Source organism: Pseudomonas sp. 2024-210 (genome assembly GCF_045062345.1).
Lineage (GTDB): Bacteria > Pseudomonadota > Gammaproteobacteria > Pseudomonadales > Pseudomonadaceae > Aquipseudomonas.
The window spans coordinates 54,676-73,313 of the sequence record NZ_JBJGEJ010000006.1 but is presented as its reverse complement, the minus strand read 5'-3'; the positions used below and the strand labels follow the sequence as shown (position 1 = coordinate 73,313).

19 protein-coding genes are annotated in these 18,638 nt (G+C 54.3%); 8 read left to right on the top strand and 11 right to left on the bottom strand.

Features of this window, described 5'->3' with window-relative positions:
• Positions 1 to 103: 103 nt before the first annotated feature.
• Positions 104 to 379 (bottom strand): 50S ribosomal protein L27, encoded by a 276-nt coding sequence (gene rpmA, locus ACI7MX_RS10740; protein WP_003443913.1) that lies wholly within the window; start codon positions 377 to 379, stop codon positions 104 to 106.
• A gap of 34 nt (positions 380 to 413) precedes the next feature.
• Positions 414 to 728 carry a 50S ribosomal protein L21 gene (gene rplU / locus ACI7MX_RS10735; protein WP_007901869.1) on the bottom strand — a complete coding sequence of 105 codons (315 nt, stop codon included), beginning with the start codon at positions 726 to 728 and terminating at the stop codon, positions 414 to 416.
• A 240-nt stretch (positions 729 to 968) separates the two neighbouring features.
• Here rplU and ACI7MX_RS10730 point away from each other — a divergent pair, with 240 nt between their 5' ends.
• The 3 genes from ACI7MX_RS10730 to ACI7MX_RS10720 all read left to right on the top strand — a co-directional run bounded on the left by ACI7MX_RS10730 (position 969) and on the right by ACI7MX_RS10720 (position 3,121).
• Positions 969 to 1,937 (top strand): polyprenyl synthetase family protein, encoded by a 969-nt coding sequence (locus tag ACI7MX_RS10730; protein ID WP_122785847.1) that lies wholly within the window; start codon positions 969 to 971, stop codon positions 1,935 to 1,937.
• Between the two features lie 380 nt (positions 1,938 to 2,317).
• Complete coding sequence (locus ACI7MX_RS10725; RefSeq protein WP_405586907.1) at positions 2,318 to 2,659, top strand: zinc ribbon domain-containing protein YjdM; 342 nt, start codon at positions 2,318 to 2,320, stop codon at positions 2,657 to 2,659.
• Between the two features lie 189 nt (positions 2,660 to 2,848).
• Positions 2,849 to 3,121, top strand: coding sequence for a hypothetical protein (locus ACI7MX_RS10720; RefSeq protein ID WP_122785849.1), 273 nt, complete (start codon positions 2,849 to 2,851; stop codon positions 3,119 to 3,121).
• A 62-nt stretch (positions 3,122 to 3,183) separates the two neighbouring features.
• Here the strand turns inward: ACI7MX_RS10720 and ACI7MX_RS10715 are convergent, their stop codons facing one another.
• Positions 3,184 to 3,801, bottom strand: coding sequence for an FKBP-type peptidyl-prolyl cis-trans isomerase (locus ACI7MX_RS10715; RefSeq protein WP_405586911.1), 618 nt, complete (start codon positions 3,799 to 3,801; stop codon positions 3,184 to 3,186).
• 151 nt (positions 3,802 to 3,952) lie between these two features.
• The gene (locus ACI7MX_RS10710; protein WP_153379873.1) at positions 3,953 to 4,441 is read right to left on the bottom strand and encodes a TIGR00645 family protein; all 489 of its coding nucleotides are present in this window, start codon (positions 4,439 to 4,441) and stop codon (positions 3,953 to 3,955) included.
• A gap of 139 nt (positions 4,442 to 4,580) precedes the next feature.
• Here ACI7MX_RS10710 and ACI7MX_RS10705 point away from each other — a divergent pair, with 139 nt between their 5' ends.
• Positions 4,581 to 6,413, top strand: a complete 1,833-nt coding sequence (locus ACI7MX_RS10705) for a hypothetical protein (RefSeq protein WP_405586915.1) — start codon at positions 4,581 to 4,583, stop codon at positions 6,411 to 6,413.
• Here the strand turns inward: ACI7MX_RS10705 and ACI7MX_RS10700 are convergent.
• Positions 6,410 to 6,727 (bottom strand): hypothetical protein, encoded by a 318-nt coding sequence (locus tag ACI7MX_RS10700; protein ID WP_314484725.1) that lies wholly within the window; start codon positions 6,725 to 6,727, stop codon positions 6,410 to 6,412. The two genes, ACI7MX_RS10705 and ACI7MX_RS10700, sit on opposite strands and share 4 nt — an antisense overlap.
• A 783-nt stretch (positions 6,728 to 7,510) precedes the next feature.
• Entirely contained in the window at positions 7,511 to 9,952 is a 2,442-nt protein-coding gene (locus tag ACI7MX_RS10695) for an AAA family ATPase (protein WP_314484722.1), read from the bottom strand.
• A gap of 272 nt (positions 9,953 to 10,224) precedes the next feature.
• Here ACI7MX_RS10695 and ACI7MX_RS10690 point away from each other — a divergent pair, with 272 nt between their 5' ends.
• The 3 genes from ACI7MX_RS10690 to ACI7MX_RS10680 all read left to right on the top strand — a co-directional run bounded on the left by ACI7MX_RS10690 (position 10,225) and on the right by ACI7MX_RS10680 (position 12,956).
• Positions 10,225 to 10,713 carry a DUF3015 domain-containing protein gene (locus ACI7MX_RS10690; RefSeq protein ID WP_405586919.1) on the top strand — a complete coding sequence of 163 codons (489 nt, stop codon included), beginning with the start codon at positions 10,225 to 10,227 and terminating at the stop codon, positions 10,711 to 10,713.
• Positions 10,714 to 10,788: 75 nt separating this feature from the next.
• Complete coding sequence (locus tag ACI7MX_RS10685) at positions 10,789 to 12,642, top strand: DUF4105 domain-containing protein (RefSeq protein ID WP_405586922.1); 1,854 nt, start codon at positions 10,789 to 10,791, stop codon at positions 12,640 to 12,642.
• 14 nt (positions 12,643 to 12,656) lie between these two features.
• Positions 12,657 to 12,956 carry a chorismate mutase gene (locus ACI7MX_RS10680; RefSeq protein WP_405586924.1) on the top strand — a complete coding sequence of 100 codons (300 nt, stop codon included), beginning with the start codon at positions 12,657 to 12,659 and terminating at the stop codon, positions 12,954 to 12,956.
• A gap of 69 nt (positions 12,957 to 13,025) precedes the next feature.
• Here the strand turns inward: ACI7MX_RS10680 and ACI7MX_RS10675 are convergent, their stop codons facing one another.
• From ACI7MX_RS10675 to ACI7MX_RS10660, 4 genes are all read right to left on the bottom strand, one after another.
• Entirely contained in the window at positions 13,026 to 14,312 is a 1,287-nt protein-coding gene (locus ACI7MX_RS10675) for an aminotransferase class I/II-fold pyridoxal phosphate-dependent enzyme (protein WP_405586927.1), read from the bottom strand.
• 45 nt (positions 14,313 to 14,357) lie between these two features.
• Entirely contained in the window at positions 14,358 to 14,693 is a 336-nt protein-coding gene (locus ACI7MX_RS10670) for an AzlD domain-containing protein (protein WP_405586930.1), read from the bottom strand.
• Entirely contained in the window at positions 14,690 to 15,403 is a 714-nt protein-coding gene (locus tag ACI7MX_RS10665) for an AzlC family ABC transporter permease (RefSeq protein WP_314484706.1), read from the bottom strand. Before ACI7MX_RS10665 ends, ACI7MX_RS10670 begins: the two co-directional genes overlap by 4 nt.
• A gap of 91 nt (positions 15,404 to 15,494) precedes the next feature.
• Positions 15,495 to 16,343 (bottom strand): sugar phosphate isomerase/epimerase family protein, encoded by an 849-nt coding sequence (locus tag ACI7MX_RS10660; protein WP_405586934.1) that lies wholly within the window; start codon positions 16,341 to 16,343, stop codon positions 15,495 to 15,497.
• A 451-nt stretch (positions 16,344 to 16,794) separates the two neighbouring features.
• On the opposite strand from ACI7MX_RS10660, the gene ACI7MX_RS10655 reads away from it, so the two are divergent.
• Positions 16,795 to 17,301 (top strand): GreA/GreB family elongation factor, encoded by a 507-nt coding sequence (locus tag ACI7MX_RS10655; protein ID WP_314484700.1) that lies wholly within the window; start codon positions 16,795 to 16,797, stop codon positions 17,299 to 17,301.
• Here the strand turns inward: ACI7MX_RS10655 and gdhA are convergent.
• Positions 17,286 to 18,623 carry an NADP-specific glutamate dehydrogenase gene (gdhA, locus tag ACI7MX_RS10650; protein ID WP_314484698.1) on the bottom strand — a complete coding sequence of 446 codons (1,338 nt, stop codon included), beginning with the start codon at positions 18,621 to 18,623 and terminating at the stop codon, positions 17,286 to 17,288. The genes ACI7MX_RS10655 and gdhA overlap by 16 nt on opposite strands.
• Positions 18,624 to 18,638: the final 15 nt, after the last annotated feature.

The following is an 18,638-nucleotide window of genomic DNA, read 5'->3' as shown; positions in this document are numbered from 1 at the left end:
TTAAATCCAGCGCCAGCAGCCCATACAAACAGTTTTGCAAGAGACTCACCCCACAAACGAAAAAGCCCCGTCGCAAGACAGGGCTCTTCCAGCTACCAAGCTATTACGCTGCGACGACTGCTGTCTTCGGAACGATGCTTACATAGCGACGACCGAAGGCGCCTTTAACCTGAAACTTGATCACGCCTTCCACTTTCGCGAACAGGGTGTGATCTTTGCCCATACCAACGCCGTAGCCAGCGTGGAATTGGGTGCCGCGCTGACGCACGATGATGTTGCCCGGAATGATAGCCTGGCCGCCATACATCTTCACGCCAAGGCGTTTGGCTTCTGAGTCGCGACCGTTACGGGTACTACCACCAGCTTTTTTGTGTGCCATGAGTCAATTCTCCTAGTGAGGAATTAGGCTGAAATTAAGCCTGAATACCGGTGATTTTGATCTCGGTGTACCACTGGCGGTGGCCCATACGCTTCATGTGGTGCTTACGACGACGGAACTTGATGATGCGGACTTTATCGTGACGACCTTGGGAGATCACTTCAGCCACAACAGTGGCGCCAGGTACAACTGGAGCGCCGATATTTACGTCGTCGCCATTGGCGACCAACAGAACGCGATCAAAAGTTACGGATTCGCCGGTAGCGATTTCCAGTTTTTCGATCTTCAGGTATTCACCTGGAGCTACTTTGTACTGCTTGCCACCAGTAACGATTACTGCGTACGACATGGTATTTCTCCGATAATCCTGCTCACCCAGCGCTTTATAGGTAAAGGTATTGGCTGGCATGGCTGCATGGGGCTGGAACGGCCCAGATGCAATTGCGTAAGGCAGGTGCTGCCCAGGAAGTTCAGGGTGCGCGATTGTACGCAAGGCAAGTCTGGCTTGCAAGGGGCCGTCCATCCGCCTTGACACGCCCAGCCCCCCGACCTAGCATGCCGCGCAACCCTTCTGGAGCACCTGTCGCTGATGCAACCCCAAGCTTTCTACCGCGCGGTGGCGGACGATTTTAGCGCCGTCGACGGCATCATCAAGAAGCAGCTGACTTCACGCGTACCGCTGGTCTCAAAAATCGGCGACTACATTACTTCGGCGGGCGGCAAGCGTCTGCGTCCTTTATTAGTGTTGCTGTGTGGCAAGGCCCTGGGTCGCGAAGGCGATGATTTGCGCCTGCTGGCCGCCACTATTGAGTTCCTGCACACCGCCACCCTGCTTCACGATGACGTTGTGGACATGTCTGGCATGCGCCGTGGGCGCAAAACTGCCAATGCTACCTGGGGCAATGCGCCCAGCGTACTGGTCGGCGACTTTCTGTACTCACGCTCTTTCGAAATGATGGTTGAGCTGGGCTCGATGCCGGTGATGAAAATCCTGTCGCAAGCCACCCGCATCATTGCTGAAGGCGAAGTGCTGCAACTGTCCAAGGTACGAGACGCCAGCACCACCGAAGAAACCTACATGGAAGTCATTCGCGGTAAAACCGCCATGCTTTTCGAGGCTTCGACCCACAGTGCGGCGGCGCTGGCCGGTGCAACCCCTGAGCAAAGTGAAGCGCTGCGTACGTTCGGCGACCATCTTGGCGTCGCGTTCCAGTTGGTCGACGACTTGCTCGACTACCGGGGCGATGCGGAGTCCTTGGGCAAGAACGTCGGTGACGACCTTGCAGAAGGTAAACCGACGCTGCCGCTGATCTACACCATGCGCGAAGGCACGCCTGAACAGGCGGCCCTGGTTCGCAAAGCCATCCAGAAAGGTGGCATTGAAGACCTTGAAAGCATTCGTGAGGCCGTTGAAGCTTCTGGCTCCCTGGACTACACCGCCCAGTTGGCCCGCGACTTCGTTGCCCGCGCCATTGTGTGCCTCGAAGCCCTGCCGCCAAGCGAATACCGCGATGCGCTGGTTGAGCTGAGCGAATTTGCGGTCGCGCGTACGCACTGATAACAAGGGTGCATCCTAAACCCTCACCCCAACCCTCTCCCGGAGGGAGAGGGAGCTGATTGTCGGTGATCTTGAATTCGCGCACGGTCAGTCTCCTCTCCCTCTGGGAGAGGGAGCTGATTGTCGGTGATCTTGAGTTCGCGCGTGGTCAGTCTCCTCTCCCTCCGGGAGAGGGAGCTGATTGTCGGTGATCTTGAATTCGCGCGTGGTCAGTCTCCTCTCCCTCCGGGAGAGGGAGCTGATTTGTCGGTGATCTTGAATTCGCGCACGGTCAGTTCCCTCTCCCTCTGGGAGAGGGCTAGGGTGAGGGTTTTCGCCTTCGCCGATAAAACCCTATATAATGCGCGCCTTTTAGCCGACCTGACGCTTAAGGAGCTTTAGTGAGCACGTTGCCACCCTGCCCAAAATGCAATTCCGAATACACCTACGAAGATGGCGCACAGCTGATCTGCCCGGAATGCGCCCACGAGTGGTCTGCCAGCGGCGACGCTGAAGTCGCTGACGACGTAAAAGTCTACAAAGACTCCGCAGGCACTGTGCTGAACGATGGTGACACCATCACCGTGATCAAAGACCTGAAAATCAAGGGCACTTCACTGGTGGTTAAAGTCGGCACCAAAGTTAAAAACATCCGCTTGTGCGACGGTGACCACGATATTGACTGCAAAATCGACGGCATCGGCCCGATGAAACTCAAGTCCGAGTTCGTTCGAAAAGTCTGATTCTGCTGCATGCCTTCCTGCTCCCTGCGCAGGAAGGTGCACCACCCTCCCCACCCCGCAGTATCAAAAAGCCAGCAACTTTGATCCGTAGCAGTTGTAACGCACAAAGATCAGAAATCTGCCAATAGGCACTTGCTATTAACTGAATAAGAATTATTCTCATTGGTATTAACCAAGGAGATGACGACCATGACGTATTTGATTGATGCCTGGCTGGACCGCCCACATCCATACCTGCGGATCCTGCACAGGGAAACCGGAGAAGTCTGTGCGGTACTGGAAGAAGAAGCGCTGAACGAACTTCAGGATCAAGGTGATCTTGATTTCAATGGCCTCAACTCAAACGAGCCAGGGGTGCTCAAAGAGTTGGTGCGCAATCTGTTTCTGTTTTGCTACGCCCGGGCATTGCGCCCTGCTGGCGTGAGCGAGACGCACGAACATCACGCCAAGATCGAAATATGAAACGCCCGGTGTAGCTGCGGGTTTGCCAGCAAACCCGCAGCCAACGTCAAAACGCCGGGTTCTTACAGAACTTCCAGCAACTCAACGTCGAATACCAGCACGCTGTGCGGAGCAATGCTGCCAACGCCTTGAGCGCCGTAAGCCAGTTCGCTCGGCACGTAGATGCGCCATTTGCTGCCGGCATTCATCAGTTGCAGGGCTTCGGTCCAACCTGCAATCACGCCACCCACCGGAAACTCGGCTGGCTGACCACGCTCGTAGGAGCTGTCAAAGACAGTGCCGTCGATCAGGGTGCCGTGGTAGTGAACACGCACGGTGTCTTCACGGGATGGCTTGGCGCCTTCGCCCGTTGTCACGACTTCAAATTGCAGACCCGAAGCCAAGGTGGTGATGCCGTCTTTCTTGGCGTTTTCAGCCAGGAAAGCCTTGCCTTCGCCAGCCGCTGCTTCTGCCTTGGCAGCCGCTTCTGCTTGCATGATCTCGCGGATCACTTTGAAGCTGGCCGACATTTCTTCCTGACCAACACGGCTTTCCTTACCTGCGAAAGCGTCAGTCAGGCCAGCCAGAATGGCATCCAGGCTTACGCCAGGTGGTGGGTTGTCGCGCAGTTGATCGCCCAGCTGGCGGCCAATGCCGTAGCTAACGCGGGTTTCGTCGGTCGACAGATTTACTTCGGACATAACACTGCTCCGCTGTAGTAGGGCGCGTAGGAAAACCTGTTTTTCAACAGGCACTTCCCGGGCGCCAGGATCCAAAAAAAGGGCGAGCAGACTATCACAGCCCCCAAAGCCATCGAAGCCCGGGTTCTTGTAAGGCGCGTTTGGACACAGGTCAGTGCTTGGTCAGCTTATCGAGATAACCCATCGCAAAGGCTGACACCACAAAGGTCATGTGAATGATCACGTACCACATCAGGTACTGAGGCTCGATATTGCGTGCATCCATAAACACCCGCAGCAGGTGGATAGAGGAAATGGCCACAATTGAAGCGGCGACTTTCATCTTCAACGACGTCGAGTCCATCGTGCCTAGCCAGCTGAGCTTTTCCTTGTGCTCGTCGATGTCCAGTTGCGAGACAAAGTTTTCATAGCCCGAAATCATGACCATCACCAGCAGGCCGCCTACCAGCGCCATATCAATCAACGACAGGATGACCAGGATCAAATCCGACTCAGATAATGCAAACACGTTGGGAATGACGTGAAACACTTCCTGAAAGAACTTCAATGCCAAAGCCAGCAAGCCCAAAGACAGGCCAAAGTAAATCGGCGCCAGAATCCAGCGGGAGGCGTACATTGCGTTTTCGATAAAGCGTTCCATTGAATCTCACTGGGTATTAAAAAATGGGCGCGAGTATATCAGTGACAAAAGCACAGAGATAAAGCCTTCGAAACAGCCTGTAAAAACATTTTCTGCTAGTGTCCATCCCTTCGGCATCGTTACGCACAGGAACTGAACAATGGATCTGCGATTCCCCTTGGGTTGTCTCGGGCTTTCAATAGCGTTGCTCATCACGGGCGGCTGTTCGCCGGACGACAAACCTCAGCAGGCCAGCCTGGAAGACAGAAACGCAGCGTTCGAAAAGACCCTCGACTCGATTCAGGATCAGCAGCTCAAAGACGCCGTTGCAGACCTTGGCGGCTCGCTGCTGCTACTGGAACGCGCGCGCATCAAGCTGCAAGAAAAGCCCGTCGAAACCGAATATGGTAACGACGACCTGGCGCTGCTCAAGCACTACCCCGACAGCCAGGCCCTCAGCGACACCTACATCAATGGCCTGTTTGTAGTGCGCAAAAACGCCAGTTCTGATTACTTGACTGATCTGGAGCCAATCTTTCCGTTCCCTGCCAATAGCAATGCCGAGTTCCCCTTCCCCCATGCACTGGAATGGCAGTCCGTGACCCTGAGCAACAAACAAGAGGTGCCCTTCCAGCCTGAGTGGTCTGAAACCGATCCAGGCATCCAACTCAGCCCTTCCAGTGCCAATTTGAGCAACCCTGACGACCTCACCATCACTTACCCCTATGTCGACGGGATCGAAACTGCGAACGAACAACAGCCGCAACCCCTGATGTTGCACGGTAAAGTTGAGGTGATCGCACCCGGCAACGTGGTTAATTTCAACCTGACGCCAGAAGACGTGGGCAAAACCCGCACCGAAGGCACGATCAGTGTGACCCTGCTGGCGCTGGATAAAAATATCGCTGAAGTCGATATTTACAACAGTGCGCCGCTGGCCGCTGAAGTCCGCGACATGCCGCTCAACCCTCTGATCATTCAGGCCCGCGACCACACCGGGCAGTTTCTGTCACGTGCCGGTTCCATCAATGAAAACGCCGAGCAACTGGCGTTTTATCAACAGCAATTGGCTGAAATGCTCAAACAAACCGCATGGAGCGACGCGTTTGGCCAACAGTTGGATGACGAACAAAAAGCCTTTGAGGCCGAACACCCGCATCACTACAGCAAGGTGTATTTCAACGGCACAATCGAAAACCTCGATATCAGCGTGCTCGACTTCTCCACCGCCAATGTCACGCGCAAAGCCATTGACTTGCCAGTACGCAAACTCGACAAGACAGTGGTAAGCAAAGATATTCAAACGCTGCCGTTATCCGTCGTGGTGTATGACGACCAGGCCGCCAACTACCTAAAGGGTTCGGCACTTGAGCCGCAGCAACTGACCAAGAGTGTGGTCATCAGTCAATCGATTGAAGATGCCAGTGCGGCGACGATTGAGTTCAGTCACCCTCCCACATTCAATGACGAATTGCTGGGGCTACTGCCAGACATCTCTGAGGCACCTGTCACCTTCTTCGCTGAAGATGAGCACGGCAAGCGCAGCGAGCCGCTCGAACTGCCTGTCGAAGCGTTTGATGTCGATCCGCACACCGGCGTTATCACCTATGACCTTAACTTGTTCCCCGAAACACCTGCTTATGCGGTGGGGTCAATGCCACTGTTTATCGCCTCCATCGACACACACACATTGAATACCGCTCAGTTACCTAAAGGCCTAGAGCTCAAAGGCAACGCACTGGTCGTTGATCAAAAACTGTTTCCAGCCGAAGCCTGGCGCTTTTACGCCAAAGACGAAACCGGCAACTACCTGAAAGAAGTACTGGCCGTCAGCCATACCGCCGAACCGGATGGCCCCGCATTATTTGACGTGCATTACTTTTATGGGCAGCCGACCCGGATTGAGAGCTACCACCGCACAGAACTGAACCCGGTCGAGTACGGCTTTGAAGTCAAACTCGTCAAAGTGCCGGACATCACAGCGCCGCACTAGCTGAACGCGTTAGCACGGTTCCCGTTGATCTCACGCAATTGTGCCTGCACATGCAGACACCAGATTTGCGGGTCATTGGCAACGTGATAGCCATGCAGCGTCAGGCTTTCGACGATGGAGTCAAGGGTGGATTCAGCCGCAAACGGGCCGGGAAAAGGGCCTTGGGCTTTGATCGTGGTCGGTTGCTCGCCTGCCAGGCCTGCGGCAAAGAGCAGCGTCCACATCCCGGTATTGCCTGCCAGCGGTCGAACGCTGCATTCAATGCGGGTCACCAAGCCAAAGCATTGGCGTGTAAGGCAAAGGTTGCGCGACATGGCGGCGACCCTCGGTAGATCCTGTATCAGCCGCTCTAAACGGGCTGCATCAATCCGCTGACGACAGTGGAGGTCCTTGAAATCAGCATAGAAGAAATATCTGACAGCCGAGAATGTCGTGACCAACGGAAAGAGGATGAGTGCTCAACGCCCTCACCCCAACCCTCTCCCAGAGGGAGAGGGGGCTGATGAGTGGCGATGCGCAAAACCGCTTTTGCTTTTAGTCCCCTCCCTCAGGGAGAGGGCTATGACCAACGAAAAGAAGCTGGGTGCTCAACACCCTCACCCCAACCCTCTCCCAGAGGGAGAGGGGCCTGATGAGGGGTGCTGCGCCAATCCGCTTTTGCTTTTAGTCCCCCTCCCTCAGGGAGAGGGCTATGACCAACGAAAAGAAGGTGGGTGCTCAACACCCTCACCCCAACCCTCTCCCAGAGGGAGAGGGGGCTGATGAGTGGTGCTGCGCAAATCCGCTTTTGCTTTTAGTGCCCTCTCCCTCTGGGAGAGGGCTATGACCAACGAAAAGAAGCTGGGTGCTCAACACCCTCACCCCAACCCTCTCCCAGAGGGAGAGGGGGCTGATGAGTGGTGCTGCGCAAAACCGCTTTTGCTTTTAGTCCCCCTCCCTCAGGGAGAGGGCTATGACCAACGAAAAGAAGATGGGTGCTCAACACCCTCACCCCAACCCTCTCCCAGAGGGAGAGGGGGCTGATGAGGGGTGCTGCGCAAATCCGCTTTTGCTTTTAGTCCCCTCTCCCTCTGGGAGAGGGCTAGGGTGAGGGGCTTTTAAGCGGGCTTTTTCGTCGCTGCCAAGGTTTCAGCAATCAGCTCTTTCTCGGCCTCTTTGAGGTCTTCATCGCTGATCATCTCGGCAATCACCCGCAAACGCTCAACCACCCGGGCATTGACGCTGCCTTCAGGGAATTGTCCCTCAGCATCGGGTTCACCCGCAGGCTCACCCACCAGCAGACTCAACGCCTCATCCGCCTGACGCACGGCGTACACGTGGAATTTGCCATCACGCACGGCTTGCAGCACCTTCTCGTCCAGCATCAAGGTGGCCACGTTGGCTTGCGGAATGATCGCGCCCTGCTCCCCCGTTAGACCGCGCGCTTCACACAGCCGGAAGAAGCCTTCGATTTTCTCGTTAACCCCGCCCACCGCCTGAACTTCACCAAATTGGTTGATCGATCCCGTAATTGCAAAACACTGCTTGAGCGGCGTTTTCGACAGCGCTGAAATCAGCGTGCAGGCCTCGCCCAGTGACGCACTGTCGCCATCGACGTAACCGTAGGACTGTTCCAGCGCAATACTCGCCGAGATCGCCAGCGGGAACTCCTGTGCATAACGGCTCCCCAGATAACCGGTCAGAATCATTACACCCTTGGAGTGAATCGGCTGCCCCAGGTTTACCTCGCGCTCAATATCGACAATACCGCTGCCGCCCGGATACACCGTGGCGGAAATGCGCGCCGGCACGCCAAACGCCGAATCGCCGACCTCAAGTACGGTCAAGCCATTGCACTTGCCGACCGCAGCGCCATCGGTGTCGATCAGAATGATCCCGGCCAGCATGTCATCGAGAATCCGTGCAGACACGCGCCCGGTACGCGTGGCCTTGGCCTTCAACGCACGTTCGATATGCCCCGCGTCGGTCATTTCATCGTTGGCCAGGTGACGGATAAAGTCCGCCTCGCTGACCAGCTGAAACAAGTCGCCGATACGGGCTGATAAACGCCCCTGATGCTCGGCCAGACGGGCACTGTAGGTGGCCAGTCGCGCCACGGCATCGGCCGTCAGTGGCGCCATGCCTTCTTCGGAGGTGCGCGTGGTCAACAGCTGAGCGAACTGTTCAAGGCTCTCATCGACCATCGGGATATCTTCATCGAAGTCCACCAGCACCCGGAACATCTCCTGGAAGTCCGGATCAAGGTCTTGCAGCGTGTAATACAACTGGCGAGCACCAATGATGATGACCTTGACCTGCAAGGGAATCACTTGCGGGCTCAGGGTAATAGTGGCCAGACGCCCCATTTCACCCAGAGGCGATTCCATTTTCAGTTTGCGCGATTGCAAAGCCCGCTTGAGCGCGTCCCACACATACGGTTCGCTCAGCATCTTCTCGGCTTCAAGGATCAAAAAGCCACCGTTCGCACGGTGCAACGCCCCCGGACGCAACTGCCGATACGTGGTGTACAGCGCGCCTTGGTCGGTGCTGTATTCAATGCGGCCAAACAGGTTGTCGTAGGTCGGGTGCGGTTCAAACACCACCGGCGCGCCACCACTCATGGGTTGGCCAACCACCAGACTCGGCAGGTATTGCTCCTCCAGCAACTTGCGCGCTTGAGCATCGGTCTTGCTGTCATCGACCAGTTGCTCGACCACAGTTTTAAGCAGATACACCTGCATCGCCTGCAGATAACCGCAAACCTCGGCATTTTCGGCGTACTTTTGCGACAAAGGCGCCAACAAGGGTTGCAACGCCAAGGTGATCGTTTCTTCGTTCAACTGGCGCAGCTGGTTGTTTGACTCACGCTTCCACTGCGGCAAGCTGGCCAGCTCTTCGTTGAGACGCTCTTCGAGTGCAGAAATATCTTCGTGGAAGCGCTCGCGCTCTTCCTCCGGCAACTGCGAGAACTCAGCTTCGTCCAGCGCTTTGCCGTCACTCATGGGCGTAAACGCGACGTTGCTGCTGTCGCGGTACAACGCCACGCCCTTTTCCAGTGCCAAGCGCTCGATCACATCCAGCGCACGGTCGTAGCGCTGGTTGAAGCCGCGATCAATGGCACTTTTGCGCTGTTGGTACGTCGGGTGCTCAAACACCGCCGGGAACGTCGCCAACAAGTTGTCGATCAGGCCATTGATGTCACCGATAAACGCGCCCGCCGTGCTGGCCGGCAGTTCCAGTGCTCGCGGCTCGCGAGGATCATCGAAATTGTTGACGTACACCCAGTCGCTGGGTGACTTGAGCCGCTTGCCTTCAGCTTTGAGGTAGCGCTTAACAAACGAAAAACGCCCGGTCCCGGGCTCGCCCATCACAAACACGTTGTAACCGGGGCGCGGCATGGCCACGCCAAACTGCAGGGCTTCGACCGCACGCTCCTGGCCGAGAATGCCGCGAAAGGGCTCCAAATCATTGGTGGTCGAGAAGCTGAACTGTTCAGCGGAGAACGGACGGGTTAGCGCGTCAGGCGCTAGACGCAAGCTGGCAGCAACAGAATCAGGCATCGGGCTTCCTTACATCGGGCGGGGCAGATGCAGGCATTCTGGCGCTGGCCATGCACGACTGGCAAGGCACACAACGCGTGAAATCTTACCCCCCCGTATTTACGGGGCGAAAACAGGCTCAATCCATAATTGTTTTACAAAAAATCACGGAACCTGCCGATCATGCCTAGACTCCTACATGTTACGCGGCTGGAGTAATAACCGGCCCGTACTGGCGCTACAAGCCAGACACCCCTTGTCCATTGGTTGCATACACATAGAGATCTCAGCTTATGAAACGGATTCTTCTTGGTACTCTCTTTACCGTTGTATCCCTCAATGCCATGGCGCAAGCCCCTGGTGGCCCGAACTGCGGTTGGGGCAACATGTTGTTTGAAGGTCAGCGCGGCACACCTGCCCACTTCCTGGCATCCACTACCAACGGCACTTCCGGCAACGCCACCTTCGGCATGACCTCCGGCACCAACGGCTGTACCACCAAAGACGCCCTGACCTACGGCGGCAAATCGTGGATTGCCATGAATGGCATGATGAACGAGCTGTCCGAAGACATGGCAAAAGGCAATGGCGAAGCACTGACCACCTATGCGGTGGTTCTGGGTGTTGCACCTGAAGATCGCGACCATTTTGCTGCCGTCACCCACGAACACTTCCAGCAAATCTTCAGCAAAGCTGATGTGACAGCGGAAGATATTCACAACAACACCCTGGCCGTGCTGAAAAGTGACGCACGCCTGTCCAAGTACGCAACAGCTGCGTAAATGAAGCCTGCCCGCTCCTTCGGGAGCGGGTATTCTCCCGCTACATCTCTCTTCGTCTGACAACAGTTGCCGAACATGCTCAAACGCCTTGCCTATCTGGCGCTCTGTGCCTGCGCCCCGCTGTATGCCTCTCCCCAGCTCGACAATCAACGTGTGCAACAGCTGGCCAATGATCCGTTCTGGATTTCTTTAGGCCATTACGAGGCCGGCAAGCTCAGCGGTTGGCGCAGCTACGTCAGCGATGACAAATTCTTTTTGGCCCCTGACGGTGCTCATCACCCGGACGCGGAACTGCGTGCCACTGTGGAGGCGTTGTATGCCCCCCTGAGCCTGGGCGATAAACACCCGCAGTGCGTCTACCCGGCACGGACCCGTTGGCTAAAAGCCCAACTGAACCTGACCGACCTGCCCAAGGCCGATTGCGCAGAGTTCACTCAATGGTTCAAAGACGTGGCGCCGCACAGCACGGTGATGATTTTCCCGGCCGCGTACCTGAACAGCCCGTCCTCCATGTTTGGCCATACCTTATTACGTATCGACCAGGCCGATGTGCAGAGCAACAAGACGGCCCTGCTCAGCTATGCGATCAACTTTGGCGCTTACATTGAAGGCTCCGACAACAGCATCCTGTATGCCTGGAAAGGCTTGGCCGGCGGTTATCCCGGCCTGTTCGCGCTGGTGCCGTATCAAGAAAAGCTCTCGGAATACCGCAGTCTGGAAAACCGTGACCTGTGGGAATACCGCCTGAACCTGACCCCCGAAGAAACCCAACGCATGGTTGAGCATGTGTGGGAGCTCAAACAAATCCAGTTCGACTACTTCTTTTTCGACGAGAACTGCTCGTACCGCTTGCTGGAGTTGCTGCAAGTCGCGCGTCCGGGCTTGCAACTGACCACCCAGTTCCCGCTGACCGCCATCCCGACCGACACCGTGAAAGCGGTAAAGGAAGCCGGGCTGGTGGAAAGTATCGAATACCGGCCGTCTCGCGAGCGGGAACTGCTGGATCGGGCCAAGGTGCTCGATCCTGAAGAGCAGCAATGGGTGCTGCAGGTCAGCGCCGATCAGGCCCAGCTGCAAAACCCGCAATTCAAAGCGCTGCCCAAAGAACGCCAGGCGCTGATTATCGACGCGGCGTATCGCCTTGAACGCTATCGTGCCAATGGCCTTGAGCGCGATACCGGGCGCTCGCAACGCAGCTTTGAATTGCTGCGAGCGATCAATCAAAACCCTGCGCCAGAACTTAAAGTCGAAAAACCCGAGTTACCGGAAAACGGCCATGAGTCGCGCACCTGGCAATTAGGCGCCGGTAGCCGCGACGACAAAGCCTTTGCCGAGTACGGCTTGCGCATGGCCTATCACGACTTGAATGACAATGCGCCGGGCTTTCCGCTGGGAGCGCAGATTGAAATCCTGCAACTCAAATTACGCCAGTACGAAGGCAACAAATGGCAAGTCCAGCAGTTGGATCTGGCCAATATCCGCTCCTTGACGCCGCGTAACGAGCTGCTTAAACCGTGGTCATGGCAAGTCGGCGGCGGGCTTGAGCGGGTGCTAGGCAAACATGGTGATGAAAATCTGGTCAGTCATGTCAACGGTGGTGCGGGCGGCACCTGGCAATTGGGTGAAGACATGCTCGGCTTTGCGCTGGGCACTGTGCGGGTGGAACACAACAATGACTTCGCCGCCTTTGTCTCACCCGCCGCCGGTTTTAATACCGGGGTGCTGTGGCGTAACCCGGTGGGTAATCTGAGCCTTGAGGCCAAGGGTGACTACTTTGCCAACGGAGAAATACGCCGTAGCCTCAGTTTGAATCAACAGTGGGAAGTGTCTCGTAATCTGGGTGTGCGCTTGAGTGCTCAACGGGAGTTCAGCAAGCTCACCTCCCCCATCAACGAAGTGATGCTGGAAGTGAAGTGGTATCACTATTGAAAGAGCACCTAACCATGGCTGAAAACGGTCATTCACTTGAGCAAGTGCGCGAACACATTGACAGCTTGGATCGTCAGATAGTCAGGCTGATCGCGGAACGCGGAATCTATGTTTCGCACGCAGCACACTTTAAAAAAGATAGAGATGCCGTTAAGAATCCGCAGCGAGTAGAGCAAGTGATTGCCAAGGTCACGAATTTGGAGGTGGAAATGAGCGCGTATCCGATCGTAATCGAAGCTGTATATCGCGCCATGATTGCTGCGTTTATCGAACAGGAACTGGCAGAGCATAGTGCTTTACACAGTTCTTTTTAGCCGGTGCGGCTACGATTGCACCCTGCAGGGGGCTTGGCCGACGCCCTACTGGGTCTCACGTGCCGCATATTAAAACTGAGGAATGTTTTTTTCCGCCAAAGTCAGTAATACACACAGAACCAAAATGTGTGCCGCTGCACCCAGCGTTTCAATATCGAGATAGGTAGGAGCCAATCGGATATTACTGTCATATGGGTCTATCCCGCCGGGGTAAGTCGCCCCGGCTGGAGTCAATGCCAAGCCCGCTGCCAATGCCAGTTCGACCACTCGGCTGGCGCATCCTTCGGGTAAAGTCAGGCTCACGAAATAACCGCCCTTGGGCCGAGTCCAGCTCACAGAGCTAACACCTGAAAACCCCGCAGACAACTCGTCTTCTAGCCTCTTGAACTTCGGCTCAAGCATAATTCTGTGCTTACGCATATGCGCAACTACACTTTCGCTGTCACTAAAAAACAGTAAATGCCGCAACTGGTTAACTTTGTCAGGGCCAATTGTTCGACTTTTCCGATGTCGCAACCACCACTCGATATTGGCAGGTGAACCTCCAAAAAAAGCTAGCCCCGCACTGGGCAATACAACTTTCGAAGTTGAAGCAAATATGAATACGCGATCCGCACACCCCGCTTCTTCACACAACTGTGCAATGGGCTGATTGGGAACTTCGTCATCGGTTAAATGATGTACGGCATAAGCATTGTCCCAGAACAAAACAAAGTCCGACGCGGCGGTTGGCATACTCGCCAGTCTCTGCACCGTGTCATGGCTGTAGATAGCGCCGCAGGGGTTACTGTATTTAGGTACACACCACATGCCTTTTATAGAGGGGTCGGCGAGCACGAGCCTTTCTACGATATCCATATCAGGCCCCGTGTCGAGCATTGGCACTTGTACCATCTCAATCTGATAAGCATCACATATTGCAAAATGCCGGTCGTAACCTGGCACAGGGCAAAGAAATTTAGTTGGTGCGGCTTGGCTCCATGGCTCGGTTGAGCCGGGTAATCCATACCTGAATGCGTAACCCAACGTCTCATACATTAAAGCCAAGCTGGAGTTTTCAGCGATAACGACTTGATCCGCCGGCAGTCCTAATAGAGTCTCTGAGAACAGAGCCCTGACTTCCGGTAAACCTTGCAAACAGCCATAGTTACGCCAGTCCACCCCGTTGTTCGATGTAAAGCTCGCCTTCTCGGGCAGAAACAGAAATTCAGTCGCCAAGGCTAACTGCTCAGACGAGGGCAAACCGCGGGTCATGTTGATAGGCAACGGTTCAACAAGAGTGCAGGCATAACAAGCCTCCAGTTCTACACGCGTTAAAGCGCCGGGTCGGCTCTCAACGTCTGCAAATATAGCCATACCTATACACCCTCAGCGAAAACGGAATTTATAACGGCATTGTCCTTACAGCACATACAACGCCCCACTGTATATCGACACACAACAGATCAAGGATTTAAAAACACTGCGTGTCCAAGCGGCCACACTAAAAGCCAGAACTATGACTACTAACTTGACGAGCTGATCACTTTCAAAGTGCCCTGCCCAATGATTAAAATGGACATCGCCAAAGGCGATTGTATAAATAATGCCCCCCATTACAGCGCAGGCCGCATAGCTCAAGTATTGGTAGAAATCGCCTTGCCCATTGATCTTAAATCGACGAAATATGAGCACCGGCAAAAAACGCAACGTATAAGACAATGCCGCCGCTACTGCAATCAGTGTCCAGTTACTCATGGGCGATTACTCTTTAACTTGTCCACTACTAAAAACAGTGCGCCCAATAGTAGAGGCACTACAAACACTTGATAGGCACCTAGCCCTGCTCCAGCTAAAGGGGTGGCTATAAACCCTGCTATCGTCGCCAGTACAGGTCGCCACTTAGGCCATGACATGGCCGCCAATGCGGTAAAGTGAATCGGGAGTATCATACCAATTACACTCATGATCATTGGGTTCAAGTCCGTGCGCATAACATACCCGACCCCTGTAAAAATAACCGCAACCGACAAACTGCTAATACCACAACCTAGGTAGTAACGATAACTGTCCAATGCTTTATCTTTGCGTGCGCTGGCTAAAGTAAAGGTGGAGACTGACAAGAGCTGAACGGAAAGTATCATTTTAAGCAGCGATACTGATTTGAACTGCTCGCACAATACCGACGACATAATCATAAAGCGAAAGTTAACTAATAGGGTGATTGCAACTAATGCCCACAGCCCTGCGCTTCCACCTGACTGACCAATAAAAACCTGCAAGGGTGCAGCATGAACCAACACCGTCATCATGACGGACTCAACTAATGAAAAACCTGCTGACGCCAACAGCACGCCAATTGAAAAAAACATAAAGACAAAAGCAATACAGACAGGCGCTGAGTCAATACATCCCTGTACAAAATCGCTTCTGTCACAGTCGCAAATTTTTTGTTTTAATGCACGCACGAAGAATACCTGCGAAGTGAAAAGTTGAATATTGATCTTCAACCTTTAGAGAAAGACAGCCCACTTATGTCAGACGTCAAGCGAGAGAGCCTTATGCTTCACAGTCAAGGTGGTTAAGATAAGCCATGCTTTCTGACAGCACGCTGCCTCGCGTTTCAAAACCAACCAACCCTTGCCATTTATATTTCTTAATAGAGGATACAAGTCTCGAATAATCCAACGTCCCTTTGCCCAATGGGAAGTGTGAATCACGTTCTCCTTTATTATCGCTAAAAGACATTCCTACCATGGACTTGTGTAACCGCTCGAAAACCTTGACTGGATCTCCGTCATTCACATGAGCATGTGACACATCGAAGAAAAATTTTAGTCCTGGCACACTATCAAGCACTTCTGCATATTCGTCCTCCGTCACACACACATAATAAAACGGATGAAAACGCGTGTAATTACTCAAGTTCTCCAGCCATATTTCTACATTTTGTTGACGGGCGTATTCAACCAGCTCAGCCACGTTCTTGATCAACATCGACAACCCACTGCGCCGGGCTTCAATTACACGACGCGGCTCAACAATGCCGCCGCCATGGACAATAACGGGGGCACCACCTATTGCAGCACTTAAATCCACTTCGCGCTTTATATACTCTAATGCCGAACGACCCAACTCAGGAATGTCACTGCCTAAAGGCGCCTTAAAATTACCGTGATAAATCGGTTTGACACCGACAGTTGCAATCATCTCATTGAGCGTGCGAATACGCTGGTAATTCCAGTCGCCGGGCCGTTCCCCCGGCAAACTTCCATCTATGTACCAGTGGCTGTAGCCTTGCTCAGCCGCTTTTAAAATACCGTCTTCAGCTTTCAAATAGTCTTGTTGCGCCGCCGCAGTTATATATGACGGCCACGGCTCTCGACCCACATTATTAATGACACCCACTGATCAACTCTCCATGTATATATATTTAACACTGACTTCTGCCAGGCATTCCTGGAACGCACTGCATAACCACCCAATTAATTTGACGCACATAGACCAAACTAAAAACCCGCAAACACTAGGTACACAACCACCATAGACGATTGCCCTCAAAAATAACTCACAACAAACAATACAAAATATTAGCGTGATCGATATTTTTCCTGGAGTTTCATTTGGTATCTATGAGCGCCAGCTTGATACTTAAAAGCCACTTACCTGAACAAGAAAGCTTTCATACATTTTTCAGATACCATCCCTACAAAATTTACCAAGTTATCAAGCCCGCACACACTAAAGTCACACACAGCTATTGCTCATATCTAGCCTATGTTTTCGACAATTTATTATTCTGAACCCTTGTTCCTGCACGCGTTCATATAGCTATAGCCTATTTACACGGAGAGCAACCATGAGCCGCGCTTTTGTAAATGAAGACAACGCTGCCGATCAGGCCAATACCCCCATTGAGCGCCACGTCAGCGAGCAACCCAATCTGGTGACCGCTGACGGGCTGGCCCAGATGCAGGCCAAGGTCAGCGAATTACAGCGCCAGCACAGTGAAGAAACCGCACGTGGCGAGCAGGCCGATAAACAACGAATAGCCGAGCTTGAACGCGACTTGCGCTACTTCAATCAGCGCTTAAACTCCGCCCGCGTCGTTGCCCCCGCGACCTCAACGTTGGAGGTGCAGATTGGCAGTTGGGTGACATTTGCCGATGAACACGGCGATGAGCAGCGGGTGCAATTGGTGGGCGAGGATCAGGCAGACACCCGCAAAGGGCTGATCAACTGGGGCTCGCCGCTGGGGCGAGCCCTGCTCAAGGCACAAGTGGGGGATGAGGTGTTGTGGGTACGACCTGCCGGCAATGTGCAGGTCGAAATCATCAAGATTGAACCGGCTTACACCACGCCCTGAGCCAGCATGGCATCCGCCACTTTGACGAAACCTGCAATGTTGGCGCCTTTAACATAGTTGATGCGGCCGTTTTCTTCACCGTAGTGCACGCACGCATGGTGAATGGACTGCATGATGTTGTGCAACTTGCTGTCCACCTCGCCTGCTGTCCACAGTAAACGCATGGCGTTCTGCGACATTTCCAGGCCGCTCACGGCCACCCCACCAGCATTTGAAGCCTTGCCCGGCGCAAACAAGGTACCCGCTTCAATAAACAGATCGACCGCTTCAAGGGTGGTCGGCATGTTCGCACCTTCAGCCACGCACACGCAGCCATTGCGCAATAGCGTACGCGCCGCCTCGGCGTCCAGCTCGTTCTGGGTCGCGCAAGGCAGGGCTATATCACACGCCAGGCTCCACGGGTGCTGGTCGGCCAGGAACTCCAGACCAAACTGTGTCGCCAGCTCGCTGATGCGGCCTCGCTTGACGTTTTTGAGCGCCATCAGCGCTTCCCATTGCTCCTCGGTCAAACCCGCTTCGCAGTACAGGGTGCCTTCGGAGTCAGACAGCGAAATCACTTTGCCGCCCAGATCCATCACTTTGCGTGCCGCGTACTGCGCCACGTTACCGGAACCGGAGATGGCAACCCGCTTGCCGTCAATCCGCTGACCGCTGCGTTTGAGCATTTCCTGAGCGAAGTACACACAGCCAAAACCGGTGGCCTCCGGACGAATCAAACTGCCGCCGTAGCTCATGCCTTTGCCGGTCAGCACCGAGGTGAATTGATTACTCAGGCGCTTGTATTGGCCAAACATAAAGCCGATTTCCCGTGCACCCACCCCGATATCGCCGGCGGGTACGTCCACATCCGAACCGATATGGCGATACAACTCGCTCATGAATGCCTGACAAAAGCGCATGACTTCGGCGTCACTTTTGCCTTTGGGGTTGAAGTCTGATCCACCCTTGCCGCCACCCATTGGCAACGAGGTCAGGGAGTTTTTGAAGGTTTGTTCAAAGGCCAGAAACTTTAGAACACCCAAATTGACCGACGGGTGGAAACGCAACCCACCTTTATACGGACCAATTGCACTGTTCATCTGAATACGGAAACCGCGGTTGACCCGCACTTTGCCTTCATCATCGACCCACGAGACCCGGAACACGATGGCACGCTCGGGCTCACAGATGCGCTCAAGAATGCCTGAGGTCAGGTAATGAGGGTTGGCTTCAAGAAAAGGCCAAAGGCTGCGCAGGACTTCTTCCACAGCCTGGTGGAATTCCGGCTGATCCGGGTCACGTTTTTTCAGGCGGGCAAGGAAGTGGTCGACGGATTCGATCATGGAAAAGTCTCGGCA